The organism is Pseudomonas tolaasii NCPPB 2192 (assembly GCF_002813445.1).
GTDB classification, from domain to species: Bacteria; Pseudomonadota; Gammaproteobacteria; order Pseudomonadales; family Pseudomonadaceae; genus Aquipseudomonas; species Aquipseudomonas tolaasii.
On sequence record NZ_PHHD01000001.1, the window covers coordinates 5,063,041 to 5,085,537 of the forward strand.

Sequence of the window (22,497 nt, forward strand, 5' to 3'; positions counted from 1 at the left end):
GGTCGAATCCGAAGAGGGCCTGAGCTTACACCATGGGGGTGCCGAGGTCTCGCTGTTACAGATGGAAAAATTTTAATTGACCATGGAGAACGACCGTTCTACTGTGTGCCACATGAACGATATGACCCGTAATGAAACCCGCGACATCATTCTCGACGTCACTGAAAAGTTGATCTACCGCCACGGCATCGCCGCCACCGGCATGGACTTTCTGGTGAAAACCGCTGGTGTGTCGCGCAAAAGTATTTATCGCTATTTCGCCAATAAGGACGAACTGGTGATCGCTGCCCTGCAACGCCGTGATGAACGCTGGATGCAGTGGCTGCGCACCGAAGTGGAACGCAGCGAAGGCAGCGGCGAACGTCTGTTGGCGCTATTCGGCGCACTGAAAAGCTGGTTCGGCTCGGCGGACTTTCGCGGCTGTGCCTTTATCAACACCAGCGGTGAAACCGGCGACGCACAAGACCCGGTGCGCCTGCTGGCCAAGGCGCACAAACAGAAACTTTTCGAGTACGCACTCGAACTGTGTGAAGCACATGGCACCCCCGACCCGCACCGGCAGGCCGCGCAACTGCTGATCCTGATCGATGGCGCCATTACCGTTGCCCTGGTGATGGGCGATTCAACTGCGGCCGATGATGCGCAATGCATGGCGCGAACGTTATTGGGACTTTGAACGCCTTCAACTTGCAACCTTCGATTCAACCTTATTGTGTTAAGGAGCTGCCGAATGACCTCGACAAACGAAACGCGCCCGCCACTGCCGCCGTTTACCCGTGAAACGGCCATTGAAAAAGTACGCCTGGCCGAAGATGGCTGGAATTCCCGTGACCCGCAGCGGGTTTCACTGGCTTATACCCTGGACACGCAATGGCGCAACCGCGCCGAGTTCGTGCGTAGCCGCGAGGAAGCCAAGGGTTTTCTCACGCGCAAATGGGCAAAGGAACTGGATTACCGGCTGATCAAGGAACTGTGGGCATTCACCGACAACCGGATTGCCGTGCGCTATGCCTATGAGTGGCACGACGACTCGGGCAATTGGTTCCGCTCCTACGGTAACGAGAACTGGGAGTTTGACGAGAATGGCCTGATGGCCAACCGCTTTGCCTGCATCAACGATCTGCCGATCAAGGAAAGTGAACGCAAGTTCCACTGGCCGCTGGGGCGGCGCCCGGATGATCATCCGGGGTTGTCCGACTTGGGCCTGTAAGCGCGACACGATTAACCTGTGGGAGCTGGCTTGCCGTGGCGAGGGAGCTTGCTCCCGCGGACTGCGCAGCAGTCTTCGGCTTTTTTTTGGGGGCGCTGCGCACCCCAGCGCAAGCAAGCTTGCTCGCCACAACGAGTGCTCTCACCACAGTAACCCAGTTGTTCAGTCCTGATTCAGCCCCACCCTGTACAGCACACCCTTGTCTTCATCCGTCAGCACATACAGATAACCGTCCGGGCCTTGGCGCACGTCCCGTATCCGTGCCTTCAAGTCGCCCAGTAAGCGTTCTTCATGGATCACCTTGTCGCCGTCGAACTGCAGGCGAATCAGCTCCTGGCTGGCCAAGGCACCGATAAACAGGTTGTGCTGCCACGGTTTGAAGCGGTCGGCGTCATAAAACGCCATGCCGCTGATGCCCGGGGACTTTTCCCAGACGTGATGGGGCGCCACTGTGCCTTCCACCTCTTTGCCCTTGGCTTCCGGGATTGGCGTCAAGGAATAATTGATGCCGTGGGTGGCAAGCGGCCAGCCGTAGTTTTTGCCGCGCTCGATGATATTGATTTCATCGCCGCCTCGCGGGCCATGCTCATGCTCCCAGATCGTGCCACTCCATGGGTTCAGCGCCAGGCCTTGGGGGTTACGCTGGCCGTAGGACCAGATCTCGGGGCGCACGCCCGGCTGGCCGACAAAGGGGTTGTCATCCGGCACGCGACCGTCGGGGAAGATCCGCACCACCTTGCCTTGCAGCTTGTCCAGGTCCTGAGCCGTCGGGCGGTCGTTGTTTTCACCCAGGGTCACGAACAGGTAACCGTCACGGTCGAACGCCAGGCGTGAGCCGAAATGGTTGCCGGTGGAAAGCTTGGGTTCCTGACGCAGGATAACCTTGAAGTCGTTCAAACCACTCAAGTCATCGGCCAATCGTCCACGGCCCACGGCGGTCCCGGCGGTGCCCCCCTTGCCGCCGCCCTCAGCGTACGACAGGTAAACCATGCGGTCCTGTTTGAAGTCGGGTGACAGCACCACATCGAGTAAGCCGCCCTGCCCTTTGGCCCACACGTCAGGCACACCGGTCAGCGGCGCCGACAGTTTGCCGTCCGGGCTGACAAAGCGCAGGTGGCCCGGGCGCTCGGTCACCAGAAACCCTTGCTTATCCGGCAGAAACGCTACCGCCCAAGGGTGATCCAGGCCTTTGGCAATGGGCGTGGCAGAGATGCTGCCTTGCTCGCTGGGAAACTGTTGGGCATCAACGGCATACGCCGCCGACAAGGGAAGCATGACAGAGGCGCAAATGGCAGCTAACAGGGTTTTGCGTGCAAACATAAGGCAGAGTCCTTACCGGCGATTGCCGTTGGCATCATAGGTGGGAGCTTTGGTTTCAGTCGCGGGGCGGCTGGGCGCCGTATCACGTTTGGGATAACGATTGCCGATACCGCCGTTTTCCAGCGTCGGCGGCGGGCTGGTCGGGCCGATCTGAACCCCGCGAGTGGCCGGGGCATTGGGCTGAGTGCCCTGCATGCTGTTGGGGTTGGCCCGGTGGATAGGGCTGTTATTGGCATCGCTACGACCAGGCAGGCTTTGCGCCTGGGCCAATGGAACGAGCACCAGAGCCAATGCCAGCACTGCAACGTGACGCACACAGCTTTTCATTACAAAACCTCTCAAGGACAGGTCATACGTAGGTTCGATAACACGCTACGCCTTGGGTTCGGCCTGCGACACTAAAAAGTTTCTCATCAGGTGTAACACAATCTGTCCGCGCATCTGCCAGTCGAAACTTTTGCCCGCACCTGCGAGTCACCAGAACACAGGCTCTTCTCAAGGAAACGAACCTATGCCGCGGGCAATCTGGAAAGGCGCGATCAGCTTCGGCTTGGTCCATATCCCGGTTTCACTGGTTTCGGCGACCTCTTCCCAAGGCGTCGATTTTGACTGGCTGGACAAGCGCAGCATGGACCCGGTGGGCTACAAGCGGGTCAACAAGAAGACCGGCAAGGAAGTCACCAAAGACAATATCGTCAAGGGCGTCGCTTTTGAGAAAGGTCGTTACGTGGTGCTCAGTGAAGAGGAAATTCGCTCGGCGCATCCCAAATCGACCCAGACCATCGAGATCATCGCGTTTGTGGAAAGCGACCAGATTCCGCTGCAAAACATCGACACGCCCTATTTTCTCGCCCCGGACAAACGTGGCGGCAAGGTTTACGCCCTGCTGCGCGAAACCCTGAAGAAAACCCGCAAGGTCGCCCTGGCCAATGTGGTGCTGCACACCAAACAACATCTCGCGGCGCTCATGCCACTGGAATCGGCACTGGTGCTGGTGATGCTGCGCTGGCCCGCCGAAGTGCGCAGCCTGGATGAACTGGAGCTGAGTGCCGACGTCACCAAGCCTTCCCTCGCCAAAGGCGAACTCGACATGGCGAAACGGCTCGTCGACGACATGAGCGCCGACTGGCAACCCGAGGATTACCGCGACAGCTTTCAGGAAAAGATCATGGCGCTGGTGAAGAAAAAGGCCAAGGCCGGCAAGATCAAGGACGTGGAAACCACCCGAGACAGCGACGAGCGCAAGTCGGCCGACGTTATCGACCTGACCGAACTGCTCAAGCGCAGCCTGGCCGGCAAGCCTGCCAAGAAACCGGTCGCGAAGAAATCCACCAAAGCCTCCTGAGTCGGGGAATCTCCAATGCCCAAACCCTTGAGCGAGTACAACCGCAAGCGCGATTTCAAGGTCACCGCCGAACCTGCGGGCAAGGCGCCCGCCGGCAGGCGCAAGGCGCAGGCTTTATCGTTCGTGATCCAGAAGCACGACGCGCGCAACCTGCACTATGACTTTCGCCTGGAACTCGATGGCGTTCTCAAAAGCTGGGCGGTACCCAAGGGCCCCAGCCTGGACCCGACGCAAAAGCGCCTGGCGGTGCACGTCGAGGACCACCCCCTGAGTTACGGGAGTTTCGAGGGCAATATCGCACCGGGACAATACGGCGCCGGCGACGTGATCGTATGGGACCGGGGCGTGTGGCAGCCCCATGACGATCCGCACCAGGCGTACGCCGCGGGTAAACTCAAATTTACCCTGATCGGCGAAAAGCTGGCCGGCGACTGGGCTCTGGTACGCACTCGCCTCAAGGGCAGCGGCGACAAGGAACAATGGCTGCTGATCAAGGAAAAAGACGATCAGGCCCGCCCCGCCACCGATTACGACATCGTCGAGGACCAGCCGAAAAGCGTGTTGAGCGACGCCACCGTCGGCAAGCCCAAGGCACGGGCCAAGTCGCGGGCCTCGCCGCGCAAAGCCGTTGCCGACCTGCCCGAGCACTTCAGCCCGCAACTGGCGACGCTGGTGGACCAGGCGCCCGACGGCGATTGGCACTACGAGATCAAATTCGACGGCTACCGCATGCTCGCGCGCATTCAGGGCGGTGAAGTTCGCCTGTTTACGCGCAACGGCCACGACTGGACCGAGCGCCTGCCGCGCCAGGTCAAGGCGCTGCAGGCGCTCAAGCTCAAGGACAGCTGGCTGGATGGCGAAGTGGTCAGCCTGAACGGGGACGGCTTGCCGGATTTTCACGCGCTGCAAAATGCATTCGATATCGGCCGCAGCCTGGACATCGTGTACTACCTGTTTGACGCGCCCTTCCTCGACGGGCAAGACCAGAGCAAAGCCCCGGTGGAAGAACGCCGCGCGGCGCTCAAATCGGCACTTTCCGGCAGCCGCAGTAAACTGCTGCGGTTTTCCGAAGCGTTTGTGGCCAACCAGCGCGATATCTTTGAAAGCGCCTGCGACCTGGCGCTTGAAGGCGTGATCGGCAAGCGCGCGGGCAGCCCGTATGCGTCCACGCGCAATGCCGACTGGATCAAGCTCAAGTGCCGCTTGCGCCAGGAATTCGTCATCGTCGGCTACACATTTCCCAAAGGCTCGCGCAGTGGTTTCGGCGCCCTGCTGCTGGCAGTCAATGACGATTCCGGGCTGGTGTATGCCGGGCGCGTGGGCACCGGGTTTGATCAGGCCTCGCTTGACACCATTTACGCGCAATTGAAGCCGCTTGAACGCAAGACCTCGCCCCTGGAAAAGCCGCTGACCAGCGCCCAGGCGCGCGGCGTGCACTGGGTGGAGCCGCACCTGGTCGGCGAAGCGCACTTTGCCGAATGGACCCGTGAAGGCGTGGTGCGCCAAGCCTCGTTCATTGCCTTGCGCACTGACAAGGCCGTCGCGCAGATCATTCATGAACAACCGCGTACGGCCAAATCGCTCAAGCCTGCGAAGGCGCGCAATACCGGCAATGAGGTGACGGTCACGCACCCCGAGCGTGTGATCGACCCGCAAAGCGGCACGCAAAAGCAGCGACTGGCGTCGTTTTACGCCGAGATCAGTGAGTGGATCCTGCCCTTTCTGCGCCACCGCCCGGTGTCGCTGCTGCGCGCGCCGGAAGGCATCGAGGGCGAGCAATTCTTTCAGAAGCACTCCGAGCGTCTGGCCATTCCCCATATCAAACAGCTGGACCAGACGCTGGACCCCGCTCACGCACGCCTGATGGAGATCGACACCGTAGCCGCGCTGCTCGGTGCCGTGCAGATGGGCACGGTGGAACTGCACACCTGGGGCGCCACCGCGGACAAGATAGAAACGCCCGACCTGTTCGTGCTGGACCTCGACCCGGACCCGGCGCTGCCATGGAAAACCATGCTGGAAGCTGCGCAACTGACCCTCTCGGTCCTGGATGAATTGGGCCTGGACGCCTTTGTCAAAACCAGCGGCGGCAAGGGCTTGCACATCATCGTGCCGCTGGCGCGGCGCGATGGCTGGGACACGGTCAAAGCCTTCGCCAAAGCCATCGCGCAGTTTATGACCGAGCAATTACCCGAGCGCTTTACTGCCACCTCCGGCCCCAAAAACCGCGTCGGCAAGATCTTCGTCGACTACCTGCGCAACGCGCGCGGCGCGAGTACGGTGGCGGCGTATTCGGTGCGGGCACGCCCCGGCCTGCCGGTGTCGGTGCCGGTCAGCCGGGAAGAGTTGAAGGATGTGCGCTCAGCCCAACAGTGGACAATCGCCAATCTGCTGCAGCGCTTGCTGGGTTTGAAGGCTGACCCGTGGGCCGGCTATGCCAACCGGCAGAAGATCAGCAAGAAGATGTGGGACAGGCTGGGCGCGCAACCACCGCAGTGATTCGCGCCCGGGGGTGGGCGTCAGATCAGGATGAAAATCAGCGCCAGACCCGCAAAAATCGCCCACTTTTCCAGGTAGTAGCGCGCACGATTGCGTTTTTTCAGTTCTTTGCCGCGCAGACGAATCTTGTACAGGCGGGTAAACGCGCGGTTCAGGCCACCGGTTTTGTCGCCGTCATCATTGGGCGAACCCGCTGCCGCCATTACGTTACGGCTGAACCAGCGGTTGAACGCCGCCGCCCACCGATACTTCATCGGCCGCTCGATATCGCAAAACAGGATGATGCGGTTCTGCTGCGTGGTGTTTTCCGCGTAGTGGATGTAGGTCTCGTCAAACATCACCGGCTCGCCGTCGCGCCAGTAATAGCTCTCGCCATCCACATTGATGTAGCAGCCGGGATCGTTAGGCGTGTCCAGCCCCAGGTGATAGCGGTAGGAGCCGGCATAGGGGTCGCGGTGGCGCACCAGCTTGGAGCCTGGCGGCAACTCGGCGAACATCGCCGCCTTGATCGAGCCAATGCTTTGCACCAGTTCGGTGGTGCGCGGGCACAGCTTCATCGCTGAAGGATGGCTGTCGCCGTACCACTTGAGGTAGAAACGCTTCCAGCCTGACTTGAAGAATGAGTTGAAACCCACGTCGTTGTACTGGTCCGAACGCTTGATCTCACCGGCACGCAGCAGGTTCTGGCCTTCCTGGCGGATTTCTTCCCAGTGCGCTTGCAATGGGCTCAGGTCCGGAAAATCACTGGGCGACAAGTACGGGCGGCTGGGCTGCTTCGAGAACAGATAAAGAAAGCAGTTGATCGGCGCCAGGAACGTCGAGTGATCGCTGAGCTGGCGACCCAGCTTGTGCCGCACCCGACCACGCAGGTGTACATACGCGATGGAGGCAACGTAGAGAGCAACAATGATGAGTTTCAAGGGATTCGTCACAAGTCAGTAGAGAACAGGCTGCTCCTGCGTGCCCACAACGGCCGAGGATTGAATAAGCAGCACCTGAAATCACAATTCACATACACGCGGCACAAGCGGCTGAGTGAACAACCGGTTCATGGCCATTGGCAGTTATTTAGCCACAGTTTGTAACCAAAGGTTAACTAAGAATTGTGAAAAGCTGTCCATTCCCTGTGCCAGGTCAATGCTTGCGCTTGCCTTGCGACGCGGCCATGTTGCAGTGTTGACCCCCGCCTACAACAAAAAGGAATTTGTATGTCACTCGTTTCCGACGTTGATTACCAAGCCCTGCAAGGAACCTGGGAGCAGACTTCGCTTGAAGACAACGGTGTACTGAACCCTGTCGACGCCCACAGCGCACCCGGCGCCCTGACCACCATTCGTGGCGACCGCTTCGAGGTGTTGACCGCTCAGGGTGAAACCCTACTGGCCGGGCGTTTTTCGCTCGATAGCAGCACCACGCCCAAGAGCATCACCTGGATCGACTCGATCGGCGATGACGCCGGCAAACGGTTGCCTGCCAGCTACCGCCTTGAAGGCGATGTATTTGTTTTCATTGCGGCGGATGAAGGCATGCCCCGGCCAAGCGCCTTCAGCACAGGCCCCGGGCAAACCATGCGCACGTTTATACGCAGGGCTTGACCAGCGCAACCTGCGAATTTGCGACAGCGTTTTCACATGGCCTTCACTTTCGGGCCTGTAGGGTCTGGCTTACCTACTCCAGTGAATCACTTGGCCCGCTCCTCCTCGCGGGCCTTTTTTTTGCGCGGGCAAAACCCGGTTCAGACGCGATGTTTGACGGCCGTCAGGGTGAAACACAACGGCAGCTGCGCCGGTTGATGCTCGTACCTGTCGTAAAGTTCTTCACGGTTGGAATGCGGGTATTCCTGCAAATGCTCGATCTGCACGCCCGCACCCGGAAACTAAACACAAAACCCACAGGTCACTAGGCCATTGGGTGTTCAGCTCCTGAACGCCGCCCCCCGAAGACCTCGCCGTGGCCTCTGACTCCGACCTGCGCAATACCTTGTCTCTGGACAGCCTGAATTTCTTTCTGGCGGATGTACGCGACGGCCTTGGGCCATACCTCGCGATCTACCTGCTGGCGGTGCATAAATGGGACCCGGCCAGCATCGGCGTGGTCATGACCCTGGCCGGCATTGCCGCGCTGATTACACAGGGCCCTGCCGGTGCGCTGATCGATCGCACGCACAGCAAACGCGCGGTGGTTGCCATCGCCGCGATCCTGGTCACCGCCAGCTGCCTGTTATTGCCCTTCGTCAGCTCGTTTACCTGGGTGGCACTGACCCAGGCGGCCAGCGCGGTGGCGGCCTCGGTGTTCGCCCCGGCGATTTCCGCGATCTCCCTGGGCATCACCGGTCCGCGCGCCTTCACACGCCGAACCGGGCGCAACGAAACCTTCAATCACGCCGGCAATGCTGTCGCAGCCTTGCTGGCCGGCGGTTTGGCCTACCTGTTTGGTCCGGTGGTGGTGTTTTACTTGATGGCCTTTATGGCAGTGGCCAGTGTCGTGGCAATCAGTTGTGTATCGGCAGCCGCCATCGACCACGAAGTGGCCCGCGGCTTTGACCCGGCCCACCGCACCGATCATGAACAGCCGTCGGGCATCAAGGTATTGCTGGCCAACCGCCCTCTTCTGCTGTTTGCCATTTGCTGCGCGTTGTTTCACCTGGCCAATGCCGCGATGTTGCCGCTGGTCAGCCAGAAACTGGCGCAGATCAACCTGCACATGGCCACGCCCTTGACCTCGGCGTGCATTGTCGCCGCGCAACTGGTGATGGTGCCGATGGCCTGGCTGGTGGGGTTGAAAGCCGATGTGTGGGGGCGCAAGCCACTGCTATTGGCCGGTTTTCTGATTTTGCCGCTGCGCGGCGTGTTGTACACCTTGTCCAGCGACCCGTATTGGCTGGTGGCGGTGCAAATGCTCGACGGCATCGGCGCCGGTATTTTCGGTGCATTGTTTCCGGTGATCGTCAAGGACCTGACCCAGGGCACCGGGCGCTTCAATGTCAGCCTCGGCGCGCTGTCCACCGTATTCGGCCTGGGCGCGGCACTGAGCAGCAGCCTGGCGGGGTTCGTGGTGCAACAGGCCGGCTACAACGCAGCTTTCCTGACCCTGGCCGGTGTGGCGGCGGTGGCGCTGGCGCTGCTCTGGCTGGCGATGCCCGAGACGCTGGAGAAACCATCTTTCGGCTGCCATACAACTGTCGCCTGACATATGCGACAATGCGCGCCAAATTCCAACACACATCCCAAATTTCTGCTCAGCGACCGGGTTTCGCGCCTTGATGTCGCTGTTGACGCATGCCTGAAGGCTCCTGCCGCCACGCTCGCAACCCATTGATAGGTAAAGTAATTGATCTCCACAGCTAACATCACCATGCAGTTCGGCGCCAAGCCGCTCTTCGAGAACGTCTCGGTCAAATTCGGCGCCGGCAACCGTTATGGTTTGATCGGTGCCAACGGTTGCGGCAAGTCGACCTTCATGAAAATCCTCGGCGGCGACCTTGACCCGTCCGGCGGCCAGGTCATGCTGGAGCCGAACGTACGCCTGGGTAAACTGCGCCAGGACCAGTTCGCCTACGAAGAATTCACCGTGCTCGACACCGTGATCATGGGTCACGAGGAGCTGTGGAAGGTCAAGGCCGAGCGCGACCGCATCTACTCGCTGCCGGAAATGAGCGAAGAAGACGGCATGGCCGTGGCCGAGCTGGAAACCGAGTTCGCCGAAATGGACGGCTACACCGCCGAATCCCGTGCCGGCGAACTGCTGCTGGGCCTGGGCATTCCCCTGGAACAACACTTCGGCCCGATGAGCGAAGTCTCCCCAGGCTGGAAACTGCGCGTATTGCTGGCCCAGGCACTGTTCTCCGACCCGGAAGTGCTGTTGCTCGACGAACCGACCAACCACCTGGACATCAACACCATCCGCTGGCTGGAAAACATCCTGACCCAGCGCTCGAGCCTGATGATCATCATCTCTCACGACCGTCACTTCCTGAACAGCGTGTGCACCCACATGGCTGACCTGGACTACGGCGAGCTGCGCCTGTTCCCGGGCAACTACGACGAGTACATGACTGTGGCGACCCAGTCCCGGGAGCAACTGCTGTCGGACAACGCCAAGAAGAAGGCGCAGATCTCCGAGCTGCAATCCTTCGTCAGCCGCTTCTCGGCCAACGCCTCGAAAGCCAAGCAGGCCACCTCCCGCGCCAAGGCCATCGACAAGATCCAGCTGGCCGAGGTCAAGCCTTCGAGCCGTGTGAGCCCGTTCATCCGTTTCGAGCAGAACAAAAAGCTGCACCGCCAGGCCGTCATGGTCGAAAAAATGGCCAAGGGTTTCGACGGCAAGCCGCTGTTCAAGGACTTCAGCTTCCAGGTGGAAGCCGGCGAGCGCGTGGCGATCATCGGCCCGAACGGTATCGGCAAGACCACCCTACTGCGCACCCTGGTCAATGAACTGACCCCGGATGCCGGCAGCGTCAAGTGGACCGACGCGGCGGAACTGGGCTACTACGCCCAGGACCACGCCCATGACTTCGAAGACGACGTGACCCTGTTCGACTGGATGGGCCAGTGGACCCAGGGCGAGCAAATGATCCGCGGCACCCTGGGCCGCATGCTGTTCTCCAACGACGAGATCCAGAAGTCGGTCAAGGTGATTTCCGGTGGTGAGCAAGGCCGCATGCTGTTCGGCAAGCTGATCCTGCAAAAGCCGAACGTGCTGATCATGGACGAACCGACCAACCACCTGGACATGGAATCCATCGAAGCGCTGAACCTGGCGCTGGAAAATTACCCGGGCACGCTGATCTTTGTCAGCCACGACCGTGAGTTCGTATCGTCCCTGGCCACCCGCATCATCGAGCTGAGCGCCACCGGCGTGATCGACTTCAGCGGCACCTACGACGACTACCTGCGCAGCCAGGGCGTAGTGTTCTAAACACGCCCTGCATGGCTGGCCGGCTCGTTGTGGCGAGCAGGCTTGTCCTGCGTTGGGCTGCGAAGCGGCCCCAATAAAAATACCGCGTTCTGCCTGGCAAAACGCGGTGTTTGATTTCAGGGCCGCTGCGCGCCCCAATGCAGGACAAGCCTGCTCGTCACAACAGGCCTGCTCTCCATAGTTAGCCTGCTTTCCTTTCCCCCAATCCCTTGCCATCATGCCGTCACCGCCCGCCCGCGAACGAGTGACCATGCCTGCCGCCGCCCCCAGTTCCCTGTCGATCACCCTGCAGATCGTCTCTATCGTCTTCTACACCTTCATCGCCTTTATCTGCATCGGCCTGCCGATTGCGGTGATTCCAGGCTATGTCCACGAGCAACTGGGCTTCAGCGCCGTGGTGGCCGGGGTGACCATCGGCTCGCAATACCTGGCCACCCTGCTTAGCCGCCCGATGGCAGGGCGCATGTCGGACAATGTGGGCACCAAGCGCGCGATTGTGCTGGGGTTGGCGGGAATTCTGGTCAGCGGTGTGCTGACGTTCCTTGCAACGCTGGTCGACAACCTGCCGGCGCTCAGCCTGGGCATTCTTATCGTCGGCCGCTTGTTGCTCGGTGTGGCCCAGGGCCTGATCGGCGTGGGCACCATCAGTTGGTGCATGGGGGCGGTGGGTGCCGAGCACACCGCGCGCTCAATCTCATGGAACGGCATCGCGTCCTACGGCGCCATTGCGATCGGCGCGCCGCTGGGTGTAGTGATGGTCGCGGATTATGGCTATACCAGCCTGGGCATTGCGCTGTCGGTGCTGGCAGCGTTGGGGCTGTTGCTGATTCGTAAAAAACCGTCGGTGCCGGTGGTACGGGGCGAGCGGCTACCCTTCTGGGCCGTGTTCGGCCGTATCGCACCGTTTGGCGCCAGCCTGTGCCTGGCATCGATCGGCTACGGCACGCTGACCACCTTCATCACGCTGTACTACCTCAACCGTGGCTGGGCCGGCGCAGCGTACTGCCTCACGGTGTTTGGCCTGTGTTTTATTCTGTCGCGGCTGGTGTTTATCTCGGCAATCAGCCGCTTTGGCGGGTTCCGCGCGGCGATTGCCTGCATGAGCATCGAGACCCTGGGCCTCACGCTGCTGTGGCTGGCGCCGTCTACCGGCGTCGCGCTGATCGGCGCCGGGCTGACCGGTTTCGGTTTGTCGCTGGTGTATCCGGCACTGGGCGTGGAAGCCATCAAACAGGTGCCCAACAGCAGCCGTGGCGCCGGGTTGAGTGCGTACGCGGTGTTTTTTGACCTGGCCCTGGCTATCGCCGGGCCGTTGATGGGGGCCGTGGCGCTCAACCTCGGCTACGGCTGGATCTTCTTCTGTGCCGCGCTGCTGTCAGTGGCCGCGCTGAGCCTCACGCTGATGCTCAAACGCCGCGCTTATTGATCAGCCGTCTGCAAACCGGCGCGGGTCGATTGACCCAGCGTGTGGACGAAAAAACGCCCTGCCTCTGAAATCAGATCACGGTGAATGCCTTCGCGGTCGACGCCGTCGGCATCCGTACAGATTGCCGGCATGGCCGCCAGTTGGTCGCTGTCACACGGCGCCATGAACACAAAGTGCCCCGCGCCGGCCAGCAGTTTGAAATCCGGTGGTTCCGGCAGTTTGCGCGCCAGCGCCGCCGCGTTTTTGTCCACGGGCACCAGTTTGTCGCCATCGCCGCTGTACAGCAGCACCGGCACATGGACGTCCGCCAGGGTCTGGCGACCAAACATCAAACTCAGCGGCGCCATGAGCATCAACGCGTGAATACGCGGGTCGGCCTGGGGTTGCAGGTCGTCACGGTCAACCACCAGTTCGCCCTTGGTGGTGCAGGCATCGCGATCTTCCGGGCGTTCCAGGCAATAACGGCGCAGGCGGTCGAAATCCGGCTTGGCGCCTGCCAGGATCAGCGCGGTTTCGCCACCGGCCGAGTAGCCGATCACGCCCACCTGATCAACGTTGACGAACGGCGACAGCATCGGGTCGCCCAAGGTGGCGCTGATGGCTTCGGAAATTTGAATCGGGCGGCCATACAGGTTGCTCAATGTGCCCAGTCGGCTGTGATCCTTGTAGTTGTCACCAGGGTGAAGCACCGCAACCACCACAAAGCCCTTGCGCGCCAGCGATGTCGCCAGGTCGTGCAGCGCCAGTGGCGTACCGGTGTTGCCGTGAGACAGCATCAGCATCGGGAAACGCCCGATGGCGACTTTGGCATCCTGAGCGGCGGCAACGTGGTAAGGCCCCAGTTGCGTGGTTTGCTCGACATCCGTGGACGGATAAAACGCGATGGCGCTCATCGGCTGCAGATCCAGCGGGTCGAGAAACTTCATGCGGTGAAAGCCCACACTCCAGTGCGGGTGCGGCGCGGGGGCGGCTTGCACTGAAATCAGGCCACCGAGCAGGAAAAGAACCAAAACAGCACAAAGACGCATCATGGGGATGTCCACCTTTGCCGCACGACTACCAGCATGTCTATATGAAAAGTCCATGGTTCAAGGTGCTCGCACCGGGTGATAAACCCATGCCTGCATAACCTGGGCCAAAGTAAAGACAGCGGGCAAACGAAAAAACTCCGTATTCCGGTCGTTTCAGGCGACCAGAATACAGAGTTTAGGCGCCCGGTTTCAGATTGATACCGGGAGCAGGCGAAATTTACACAAGCCTTACGCGGCAGCGAACAATTGTTCGTTGATCACGGCGTTAGCGTCGCTCAAGGCTTTGTTGCGCACTTCTTCGCCGTAGCCCAGGCCGTGGGCCCGCACAATTTCGATATCGGTGATGCCAAGGAAGCCCAACAGCACTTTCAGATAGTCTTCATGAGCCACGCCGGTAGGCTGGCCGACATGCAGGCCGCCGGAGGTGGAAACGATGATGACCTTTTTACCGCCACACAGGCCTTCAGGGCCGTTTTCGGTGTAACGGAAGGTCTGACCGGCAACGGCAATGCGGTCGATCCAGGCCTTCAGTTGGGTTGGAATGGTGAAGTTGTACATCGGCGCCGCCAATACGATCGCGTCGGCAGCCTGGAATTCGGCCAGGGTTTGCGCGCTCAAGTCCGCTTCGTGCTTCTGCACGGCATCACGCAATTCGGCGGCGGTACCGAGCGCGCCCAGGGTCAGGCCGGAAAAGTGGCTGATGCCTTCGCTTGCCAGGTCACGGTAGGTCACTTGCACACCCGGCTCGGCCGCTTGCCAGGCCTTGACCACACCGGCGCTGAGCGCGCGGGAAGCCGAGTTGTCGCCGAGGATGCTGGAATCGATATGCAACAGTTTCATACGGGATCTCCAAGTGAGGATCGCCACTGGGCGATCAATTGAGGTTAATCCTACAGGTGGCGCCAATAGACGATTAGAGGGCTAAAATGCGATTGTTCGTCTCACTGACAGGACAATCCCATCTCAACCGAAATCCAATCCAACGGGGTTATTGCCCAATCCTCTGCAACGCTGGATTTCAGCCACGCTTCACTTCATTCTCGCCGCAGTTCCGACAGCCACTGGGCGCACCATGCACGCAAACGCACCGACCCTGACCAAAAGCCTGACCCTGCTGCTCGCCATCTGCTGCGGGTTTTCAGTCGCCACCATCTACTACAACCAGGCGATGCTGCCGCTGATTGCCAATACCTTTGAGGTGTCTACCGCCCACGTCGGGCAGATCGCGATGCTCACCCAGCTCGGCTACGCCAGCGGCTTGCTGCTGTTTGTGCCACTGGGTGACCGCATCAGCCGGCGCACGCTGATCCTGGCCGTGCTGTGCATCAACTTCGTCGCGCTGCTGGCGTCGGCCACGGCGCCCTCGTATTCCTTGCTGCTGGTGGCGAGCGTGCTGCTGGGACTATCAGGCATCAGCGCCCAGGTGATCATTCCGGCGGCGTCCGACCTCAGCGAACCGTCACAAAAAGGCGCAGTGTTGGGTTTGATGGTCAGCGGTTTATCGGCCGGCGGCTTGCTGGCCCGGACTGTCAGCGGCGTGGTCAGCGGCTGGCTGGGCTGGCGCGGCATGTTTGCGCTGGCGGCGGCGCTGGATGTGTTGCTGTTCATGGCGATCCTGACGCGCATGCCGGTGTCGGTTTCCACCAGTAAATTGGCGTACGGCGCCTTGCTCAAATCCTTATGGGGCCTGGCCACGCAGTATCCGACCCTGCGCCAGTCGGCGATCAAGGCGGCGCTGGTGTTCGGCGCCCTGAACGTGTTCTGGGGCTCGATGGCCGCCTTGCTCGCTGCGCCGCCTTATGGTTTTTCCAGCGCGCAGGCCGGCCTGCTCGGGTTGTCGGCGATTGTCGGCATCCTGTGTGCCGCCAAAATCGGCCAACTGACCCAGCGCCATAGAAGCCTGCTGGAACTGGTGGGCATCGGCACCGTGTTGAGCGCTTTCGTGCTGATTTTCGCCTTCGGTCCGCGTGGCTGGTGGGCGCCGATCCTGGTGGCCGCGACCTTCCTCGACCTGGGCAACCGCATCAACCAGTTGGCCAACCAGACTCGCGTACTGGCACTGGAACCCTCCGCCACCAGCCGCCTGAACACCGTGTTCATGGTGGTCTATTTTATCGGCGGCGCCCTGGGCTCGGCGGCCGGAGCGTTTGCCTCGGACCATTACGGCTGGCAAGGCCAGGCCCTGACCGGCGCCGGGTTTGCCGGGCTGGCCCTGTTGATCACGATGCTCAGTGGGACGACACGTAAATCGACGCCGACGTAGGCGCCGGCAGCGCGTAGGTGCGTTTCATCCACTGGATTTCTTCCTGCGGTGTGCGCCCGAAGAAGCGCTTGAACTCACGGCTGAACTGCGAGGCGCTTTCATAGCCCACCCTGGCGCAGGCCGTGGCAGCCGTGATGTCACTGCGCAGCATCAGCAAACGCGCCTGGTGCAGGCGCGTGGACTTGAGGTACTGCATGGGTGAGGTGTCGGTCACCGTGCGAAAGTGCGCATGAAAGCTCGGCACGCTCATCATCGCCTCCCCGGCCAGCGCTTCCACATCCAGGTGCTGGTGATAACACGCGTGGATCTTGCGGATCGCTCGCGCCACCTTGCCGAACTGGCCCTGACGCGTGAGCGCCGCGCGCATCGACCCGCCCTGCTCGCCCGTGATAATCCGGTAATAGATCTCGCGCACCAGCGCCGGGCCGAGCAATTGCGCATCCATCGGCGTGCTCATCGCCTCCAGAAAGCGCAGCAGCGAGTCACTGAGCTTGTCGTCCATGGGCGAGGAATACATGCCGCGCGGCTTGGCCTCGACCAGTTCCGGGAAGTCTTCCAGCGCCACCAGCAACTGCGCCGCCAGGGTGAAATCCAGGCGCAGGTACACCGCCAGCATGGGTTCCTCAGGCGTGGCTTCAGTCTCCATGGTGAACGGCACCGGCACCGACACCACCAGATAATGCTGGGCGTCATACAGGTAAACCTCATCGCCCAGATACCCGCGCTTTTGCCCCTGGCACACAATCACAATGCCGGGGTCGTACAGCACCGGCACGCGGTGCAGGGGCCGGTTCGAGCGCAGGAAGCGTACGTCGTCCAGAGCGGTCAGGTTATAGCCTTCGACAGGTGCCAGGCGGCCCATCAATTCGATGATGCGTTGGGTACGGCCCATGTTCACAGGCTCCGGCGCAAAACCGCACGATACTGCGCGCATCCGGCCGTGGCTACTGACTCATAGGATCAGGCAATCAGCACATTGGAATGGATATTCGCCCGAACCGCCCTTTTCCGTAGCCTGAAACAGCACTTTCAGCCCTCGGAGATTCCCCATGCTTATCGTCTACAACCCTGCAAACGGTGAAGAAGTCGGCCGCGTTGCCAACAGCTCGGCAGCCGAGGTCAGGGCCGCTGTCGACCGCACTTGCGCTGCCTTCCCCGACTGGTCGGCGAAACTGGCCAGTGAACGCAGCACGATCCTGCGCCGCTGGCACGACAGCGTTAAGGCCGACAAGGAAGCCTTCGCCGAACTGCTGTGCCGTGAAAACGGCAAATGCCTGACCGAAGCCCGTGGGGAAATCGACTACGGCCTGGGTTTTATCGAGTGGTACGCCGAAGAAGCCAAACGCGTGTACGGCGACACGATTCCCACCCATGACCGCAATGCCAGCGTGACGGTCACCAAGGAAGCCATCGGCCCGGTCGCCGCGATCACCCCGTGGAACTTCCCGTTCATGATGATCACCCGCAAAGTCGCCACCGCCCTGGCCGCCGGCTGCACCATGGTGATCAAGCCCGCGGAAGACACGCCGCTGACAGCGTTCAAACTGCTGGAACACGCGCGCAAGGCCGGTATCGGCGAAGGCGTGTTGGAAGTGGTGGTCGGTGACCCGAAGGAAATCGGCCTGATCCTGACCGGCGACCCGCGTATCCGCAAAATCACCTTCACCGGTTCGACGGCGGTGGGCAAACTGCTCGCAGCCCAATGCGCGGCGACGGTGAAGAAAATGACTTTGGAGTTGGGCGGCAATGCACCCTTTATCGTGTTCCAGGACGCCAACCTGGATGAGGCGGTAAAGGGGTTGGTCAGCGCCAAGCTGCGCAACTCCGGGCAGGTGTGTATTTCGCCCAACCGGATTTTTGTGCAACACAGCATTCTTGAAGACTTCATCAAGCGCGTGAAGGCCGCTGTCGCCAACATCGAAGTCGATCAAGGCCTGCGTGAAGACTTTGTGGTCGGGCCACTGGTCAATCAGTTGGGCTTCGACAAGGTGGTGAGCCTGGTGGAAGACGCCAAAGCCGCCGGCGCCAGGGTGCTGATGGGCGGCAAGCCTCACGCCAGGGGCGGCCTGTTCTACGAGCCCACGGTGCTGACCGGTTTGCAGGATGATTCGCCACTGGCCACTCAGGAGATTTTCGGCCCGGTGTTCGCTCTCTATTCCTTCAAGGATGAAGAGGAAGTCATCGCCCGCGCCAATCAGACCGAGTTCGGGTTGGTGGCTTACGCCTACACCAGCGCACTGGGCCGTTCGCTGCGCCTGTCACGCCAATTGGAGGCCGGCATGGTGATTTTGAACTCGGGCTCGGTCGGCACTGCGTCGGTTCCGTTTGGTGGCATCAAGCAGTCCGGGTATGGCCGTGAGGGCAGTTATTACGGGATTGAGGAGTACGTGCACGTCAAGTATGTGCTGACGGCGGGCGCGCAGTTCTAAACCCACCACCTGTGGCGAGGGAGCTTGCTCCCGCTGGGGTGCGCAGCGCCCCCAAAAAAAATGCGAGCAAACGCCCTCGCCACAATCAGGCCTCTACCCGTTTACATTTGTAGTGGATTTGCTCCCGTCAGACGCGGATAGTTCGTCCCACTGACAGGACAACAGGTTGACCATGCAAGACCTCAACGACCTCTACTATTTCGCCAAAGTCGTGGAAGCCGGCGGCTTTGCGGCGGCGGGCCGCACCCTGGGAATTCCGAAATCACGGTTGTCACGGCGCATCGCCGAGCTGGAAGAACGCCTCGGTGCTCGCCTGTTGCAACGCACCACCCGTCAATTGACCCTCACCGCCGTCGGCGAGCGCTACCTGCGCCATTGCCAGGCGATGCTGCTGGAAGCGGAAATGGCCGACGAGGCCGTGGCCAGCATGTCCAGCGAACCCCGTGGACGGCTGCGCGTCAGCTGCCCGGTGGGTATGGCCCAGCACATGTTGCCGGGTATGGTCGCAGGCTTTCTGGCGGCCCACCCTTTGGTGCAACTTGAAATGACCCTGGTCAACCGCCGCGTCGATCTGGTCGCCGAAGGCATTGACGTGGCCCTGCGCGTGCGAGAGCTGGGCGACGAAGACCCGCTGCTGGTGACCAAACGCCTGCGTCAGGCCCAGACGCTGCTGGTCGCCAGCCCCGCGCTGCTGCAAGGCAAGCAGGTCAACACCCTGGAGGACCTCAAGCAGTTGCCGGTGCTCGGCGCGCTGGAGGCCGACCGCCTGGTGCACTTGCGCCTGATCGACCCGCAAGGCAACCCCCAGGACCTGGCACTGGAAGCACGCCTGGGCATCGATGACTTCATCGTACGCAAAGCCTGCGCCCTGCAGGGCCTGGGCATTACCGTGCTGCCGATGATGTATTGCGAAGAGGAAATGGCCAGCGGCCAATTGGTGCAACTGCTGCCGCAATGGTCCTCGCCGGGCGGCTGGCTGCAGGCGGTGTACCCGCACCGGCGTGGCGTGCTGCCGGCCATTCGGGCGTGGATCGACTACCTGGAAGAAGCCTTCAACGGCTGCGGAGATCGCTTGTTATGAAAATGACCGAAGCCCAGGTGGCCGCGTTCTGCCTGAGCCTGCCGGGTGCGCGGGAAGACTATAAATGGGGCGGCGTGCGAGTGTTTTCGATTGCCGGCAACAAGATGTTCGCCCTGCAGAACCTGCGCGGCGAGTCGCTGGCATTCAAGGTCGACAAGGAATTATTCCTCGGCCACGTAGACCGTCCCGGCATTCACCCGGCGCCGTACCTGGCGCGGGCCCAGTGGGTGATCATGAACACGCCCTACCCGCTGGGTGCCGAAGAACTGCGTGGCCTGTTGCAGCGTTCCCACCAGCTGGTGGTGAGCAAACTGCCCAAGCGCACGCAGATCGGCTTGCTGCTAGAGGACTGACAGCAACGTGCCGCCCAGAAACAACTGATCGAGCCAGAACACCTGGTGCAGCAGCACGATCACCCAGAACAACACCTGGTAAGACACCTTGCGCGTCTTGTGACGAAACACTTGCTGGGCGATCAACGCGCCCGGCCAGCCGCCGGCCAGTTCCACGGCGTGCAGGATGTTTTCGCGTACACGCGGGCCGTCGGTCTGAGCCTTGCGCTTGTCCCCCCAATACAGGAAAAACGCCACCACACTGACCACGCCATAGGCCACCAGCGGAATCAGCGTTTCACCGCGGTGCCACAGCAGCACCGAGCCCAGCAGCGGCGCAGCGCACAGCAACACGAAGATCAGCGCCTTCAAGCGCGGGTGCTGAATGTTCATGGCTTGACCGCAGACCAGTCGATCCAGCCGAACTGCCAGGTCGCCAGAATTACCAGGCCGAACGCAATCCGGTACCAGGCAAATGCCGCATAGCTGTGGCTGGCGATGAACTTGAGCAAGGCCTTGACGGCAATCATCGCGAAGACAAACGAAGTCACAAAGCCGATGGCGAACACCGGCAAATCATCTGGCTGAAACAGGTGGCGGTACTTGTAGCCCGAATACACCGCCGCCCCGACCATGGTCGGCATGGCCAGGAAGAACGAGAACTCGGTGGCGGTCTTGCGCGACAGGCCGAACAGCAGACCGCCAATGATGGTGGCGCCGGAACGCGACGTGCCCGGGATCATCGCCAGGCATTGGGCGAAGCCCACCTTGACCGCGTCCTTCCAGGTGATTTCGTCCACAGTCTCGGCATGCACCGCGTGCTGGCGGCGCTCGGCCCACAACATGATCACGCCGCCCACCACCAACGCTGCCGCCACGGTGATCGGATTGAACAGGTAGTGTTTGATCAGGTCGGCGAAAATCACGCCCAGCACGATGGCCGGCAGCACGGCGATGATCAGGTTGAGCGTAAAACGCTGAGCCTTGGGTTGGGTCGGCAAGCCGATCACCACGTCGAAAATCTTGCGCCGGAACTCCCAGACGACTGCCAGGATCGCGCCCAATTGAATGATGATGTTGAACGCTTCAAAGCGTTCGCCACCGAAACCGATCAGGTCGGCGACGATAATCTGGTGGCCGGTGCTGGAGATCGGCAGGAACTCCGTCAGCCCCTCCACCACGCCCAGTATCAATGCCTGAATGGCGGTCCAAAGATCCATGTTTCCCCCAAAGGTCACGCGCGCGGCATGCCTCGTTAGTCTTTTTTAGTGGTTCACTGACGCAAGATGCACTGAAGGCCAGGCATGGAATGATGAACGCTGGGCTGCAAAAATTCCGTGAAAAATCAGGCAGTACTCAGGCTTTTCGATCATTGGCCGAAAGCCTATCAGACAAGTCGGAAATGTCGATGCGGCACCCACAATTATAAAAAGCAGGGGGTGACAGGACGATGAACAGTCGGCCTGCAGCAGTTTGAAGATGGCTCACCTCTGGTTACAATCACCGCCCTCTCCCACTCCTCCAAGGAACCGCCATGTCCGGGCTTGAACTGTTCGCCGCCGCCCTGGGGGTGATCGCTGTCTGGCTGACGGTCAAACAGAACCCCTGGTGCTGGCCCATTGGCCTGGTGATGGTGTTGCTCTACACCTGGGTATTTTTCGACGTAAAACTCTACTCCGACATGCTGCTGCAAGTGGTCTACGCCGCCCTGCAAGTGTACGGCTGGTGGCAATGGACCCGTGCCGGCGACGTCAAACAAGGCCGTCAAGTGACCAGCCTCGGCGTGCCGGCGATCATGCTCAGCCTGGCGGTCGGCGCCGTGTTCAGCCTCTTGCTCGGCGCCGCCATGGCCCATTGGACGGACGCCGCCCAGCCATGGCTCGACGCGGCCCTCACCGGCTTCAGCCTGGTGGCGCAAATGTGGATGGCGCAAAAACGCGTGCAGTGCTGGCCGTTGTGGATTGCGGTCGACGTGATCTTCGTCGGCCTGTTCCTCTACAAGGGTCTGTACCTCACCGCCGCGCTGTATGCCTTGTTCACCGCGATCGCCGTGCAGGGCTGGCGTGAATGGCGCGCCGACCCGGCGCTGCACGCATGAAGACAGTGGTACTGGCCGGGCCCGAATCCAGCGGCAAAAGCTGGCTGGCGGCAGAACTGCAAGCGCACTTTGGTGGCCGGATGGTGGGCGAATACGTGCGGTATTTCATCGACCACCATCAACGCGACACGACCCTGGCAGACATCCCGGCCATCGCCCGTGGCCAATTGGCCTGGGAGGATGCGGCCCGCGCCGAACGGCCTGCGCTGCTGATCCTCGACACCCATTTGCTGACCAACAAGCTGTGGAGCCAGACCCTGTTCGGCGACTACCCGGCCTGGCTCGACAGCGAATTGCTCGCGCGCCACTACGACCTGCACCTGCTGTTGTCCCCCGAAGACGTGGAATGGACCGCCGACGGCCAGCGCTGCCAACCGGACCTGGCGGACCGTCGGGCTTTTTTTCAAGACAGCCTGGAGTGGATGCAACAACACCGGCAGCCGGTGGTGGTGATTCGAGGGGATTGGGATGAGCGCAGGCGGGCAGCGTTTACAGCGGTAGCGCAGTTGTTTCTACCATAACCCTACGTACCCTGTGGAAGCGGGC

General features: G+C 61.1%; 22 protein-coding genes and 1 pseudogene. 14 read left to right on the forward strand and 9 right to left on the reverse strand.

Annotated elements, in window-relative coordinates; translation table 11 throughout:
- Positions 1–112 precede the first annotated feature (112 nt).
- Both ATI14_RS23255 and ATI14_RS23260 read left to right on the forward strand, forming a co-directional pair.
- Positions 113–676 carry a TetR/AcrR family transcriptional regulator gene (locus ATI14_RS23255; protein WP_016970851.1) on the forward strand — a complete coding sequence of 188 codons (564 nt, stop codon included), beginning with the start codon at positions 113–115 and terminating at the stop codon, positions 674–676.
- Positions 677–730: 54 nt separating this feature from the next.
- A complete protein-coding gene (locus tag ATI14_RS23260) occupies positions 731–1,210 on the forward strand; it encodes a nuclear transport factor 2 family protein (protein WP_016970852.1) in 480 nt (159 codons plus the stop codon).
- Between the two features lie 162 nt (positions 1,211–1,372).
- On the opposite strand, the gene ATI14_RS23265 is transcribed toward ATI14_RS23260, so the two are convergent.
- A complete protein-coding gene (locus ATI14_RS23265; RefSeq protein ID WP_016970853.1) occupies positions 1,373–2,530 on the reverse strand; it encodes a PQQ-dependent sugar dehydrogenase in 1,158 nt (385 codons plus the stop codon).
- A 12-nt stretch (positions 2,531–2,542) separates the two neighbouring features.
- Positions 2,543–2,857, reverse strand: coding sequence for a hypothetical protein (locus tag ATI14_RS23270; RefSeq protein WP_016970854.1), 315 nt, complete (start codon positions 2,855–2,857; stop codon positions 2,543–2,545).
- Positions 2,858–3,041: 184 nt separating this feature from the next.
- Between ATI14_RS23270 and ku the strand changes: the two genes are divergently transcribed.
- Both ku and ligD read left to right on the forward strand, forming a co-directional pair.
- Complete coding sequence (gene ku / locus ATI14_RS23275; RefSeq protein WP_016970855.1) at positions 3,042–3,875, forward strand: non-homologous end joining protein Ku; 834 nt, start codon at positions 3,042–3,044, stop codon at positions 3,873–3,875.
- Between the two features lie 15 nt (positions 3,876–3,890).
- Complete coding sequence (ligD, locus tag ATI14_RS23280; RefSeq protein WP_080520553.1) at positions 3,891–6,374, forward strand: DNA ligase D; 2,484 nt, start codon at positions 3,891–3,893, stop codon at positions 6,372–6,374.
- Positions 6,375–6,394: 20 nt separating this feature from the next.
- On the opposite strand, the gene lpxO is transcribed toward ligD, so the two are convergent.
- The gene (gene lpxO / locus ATI14_RS23285) at positions 6,395–7,294 is read right to left on the reverse strand and encodes a lipid A hydroxylase LpxO (protein WP_016970856.1); all 900 of its coding nucleotides are present in this window, start codon (positions 7,292–7,294) and stop codon (positions 6,395–6,397) included.
- Between the two features lie 288 nt (positions 7,295–7,582).
- Between lpxO and ATI14_RS23290 the strand changes: the two genes are divergently transcribed.
- Positions 7,583–7,969 carry a TIGR03067 domain-containing protein gene (locus ATI14_RS23290; RefSeq protein WP_016970857.1) on the forward strand — a complete coding sequence of 129 codons (387 nt, stop codon included), beginning with the start codon at positions 7,583–7,585 and terminating at the stop codon, positions 7,967–7,969.
- A 140-nt stretch (positions 7,970–8,109) separates the two neighbouring features.
- Here ATI14_RS23290 and ATI14_RS31515 read toward each other — a convergent pair.
- Positions 8,110–8,241: pseudogene (locus ATI14_RS31515) on the reverse strand (SAM-dependent methyltransferase); the annotation flags it as partial.
- A gap of 83 nt (positions 8,242–8,324) precedes the next feature.
- Here ATI14_RS31515 and ATI14_RS23295 point away from each other — a divergent pair.
- The 3 genes from ATI14_RS23295 (at position 8,325) to ATI14_RS23305 (ending at position 12,717) form a co-directional block, all read left to right on the forward strand.
- Positions 8,325–9,563 carry an MFS transporter gene (locus tag ATI14_RS23295; RefSeq protein WP_016970859.1) on the forward strand — a complete coding sequence of 413 codons (1,239 nt, stop codon included), beginning with the start codon at positions 8,325–8,327 and terminating at the stop codon, positions 9,561–9,563.
- Between the two features lie 141 nt (positions 9,564–9,704).
- Positions 9,705–11,291: an ABC-F family ATPase gene (locus ATI14_RS23300; RefSeq protein WP_026083083.1), complete on the forward strand. Its 1,587-nt coding sequence runs from the start codon at positions 9,705–9,707 to the stop codon at positions 11,289–11,291.
- Positions 11,292–11,541: 250 nt separating this feature from the next.
- Positions 11,542–12,717, forward strand: a complete 1,176-nt coding sequence (locus ATI14_RS23305; protein WP_016970861.1) for an MFS transporter — start codon at positions 11,542–11,544, stop codon at positions 12,715–12,717.
- Here ATI14_RS23305 and ATI14_RS23310 read toward each other — a convergent pair.
- Both ATI14_RS23310 and ATI14_RS23315 read right to left on the reverse strand, forming a co-directional pair.
- Positions 12,711–13,748 carry an alpha/beta hydrolase family protein gene (locus ATI14_RS23310; protein ID WP_080520554.1) on the reverse strand — a complete coding sequence of 346 codons (1,038 nt, stop codon included), beginning with the start codon at positions 13,746–13,748 and terminating at the stop codon, positions 12,711–12,713. The two genes, ATI14_RS23305 and ATI14_RS23310, sit on opposite strands and share 7 nt — an antisense overlap.
- A gap of 228 nt (positions 13,749–13,976) precedes the next feature.
- A complete protein-coding gene (locus tag ATI14_RS23315; protein WP_016970863.1) occupies positions 13,977–14,588 on the reverse strand; it encodes an FMN-dependent NADH-azoreductase in 612 nt (203 codons plus the stop codon).
- A 232-nt stretch (positions 14,589–14,820) separates the two neighbouring features.
- Between ATI14_RS23315 and ATI14_RS23320 the strand changes: the two genes are divergently transcribed.
- On the forward strand, positions 14,821–16,011 hold the full coding sequence (locus tag ATI14_RS23320) for an MFS transporter (RefSeq protein WP_080520555.1): 1,191 nt from the start codon (positions 14,821–14,823) through the stop codon (positions 16,009–16,011).
- Here ATI14_RS23320 and ATI14_RS23325 read toward each other — a convergent pair.
- Positions 15,977–16,903, reverse strand: coding sequence for an AraC family transcriptional regulator (locus tag ATI14_RS23325; protein ID WP_016970865.1), 927 nt, complete (start codon positions 16,901–16,903; stop codon positions 15,977–15,979). The two genes, ATI14_RS23320 and ATI14_RS23325, sit on opposite strands and share 35 nt — an antisense overlap.
- Before the next feature lie 157 nt (positions 16,904–17,060).
- Between ATI14_RS23325 and ATI14_RS23330 the strand changes: the two genes are divergently transcribed.
- The 3 genes from ATI14_RS23330 (at position 17,061) to ATI14_RS23340 (ending at position 19,874) form a co-directional block, all read left to right on the forward strand.
- Positions 17,061–18,440, forward strand: a complete 1,380-nt coding sequence (locus ATI14_RS23330) for an NAD-dependent succinate-semialdehyde dehydrogenase (RefSeq protein ID WP_080520556.1) — start codon at positions 17,061–17,063, stop codon at positions 18,438–18,440.
- Positions 18,441–18,612: 172 nt separating this feature from the next.
- Positions 18,613–19,521 carry a LysR substrate-binding domain-containing protein gene (locus tag ATI14_RS23335; RefSeq protein ID WP_016970866.1) on the forward strand — a complete coding sequence of 303 codons (909 nt, stop codon included), beginning with the start codon at positions 18,613–18,615 and terminating at the stop codon, positions 19,519–19,521.
- Positions 19,518–19,874, forward strand: coding sequence for an MmcQ/YjbR family DNA-binding protein (locus ATI14_RS23340; RefSeq protein WP_016970867.1), 357 nt, complete (start codon positions 19,518–19,520; stop codon positions 19,872–19,874). The genes ATI14_RS23335 and ATI14_RS23340 overlap by 4 nt, the downstream gene beginning before the upstream one ends.
- Here the strand turns inward: ATI14_RS23340 and ATI14_RS23345 are convergent.
- Positions 19,863–20,246, reverse strand: a complete 384-nt coding sequence (locus tag ATI14_RS23345; RefSeq protein WP_016970868.1) for a DUF1294 domain-containing protein — start codon at positions 20,244–20,246, stop codon at positions 19,863–19,865. The genes ATI14_RS23340 and ATI14_RS23345 overlap by 12 nt on opposite strands.
- A complete protein-coding gene (locus ATI14_RS23350; protein ID WP_016970869.1) occupies positions 20,243–21,073 on the reverse strand; it encodes an undecaprenyl-diphosphate phosphatase in 831 nt (276 codons plus the stop codon). The genes ATI14_RS23345 and ATI14_RS23350 overlap by 4 nt, the downstream gene beginning before the upstream one ends.
- A 314-nt stretch (positions 21,074–21,387) precedes the next feature.
- On the opposite strand from ATI14_RS23350, the gene pnuC reads away from it, so the two are divergent.
- Positions 21,388–21,951, forward strand: coding sequence for a nicotinamide riboside transporter PnuC (gene pnuC / locus ATI14_RS23355; RefSeq protein WP_080520557.1), 564 nt, complete (start codon positions 21,388–21,390; stop codon positions 21,949–21,951).
- Positions 21,948–22,472 (forward strand): AAA family ATPase, encoded by a 525-nt coding sequence (locus ATI14_RS23360; RefSeq protein WP_016969396.1) that lies wholly within the window; start codon positions 21,948–21,950, stop codon positions 22,470–22,472. Before pnuC ends, ATI14_RS23360 begins: the two co-directional genes overlap by 4 nt.
- The last annotated feature ends 25 nt before the right edge of the window (positions 22,473–22,497 follow it).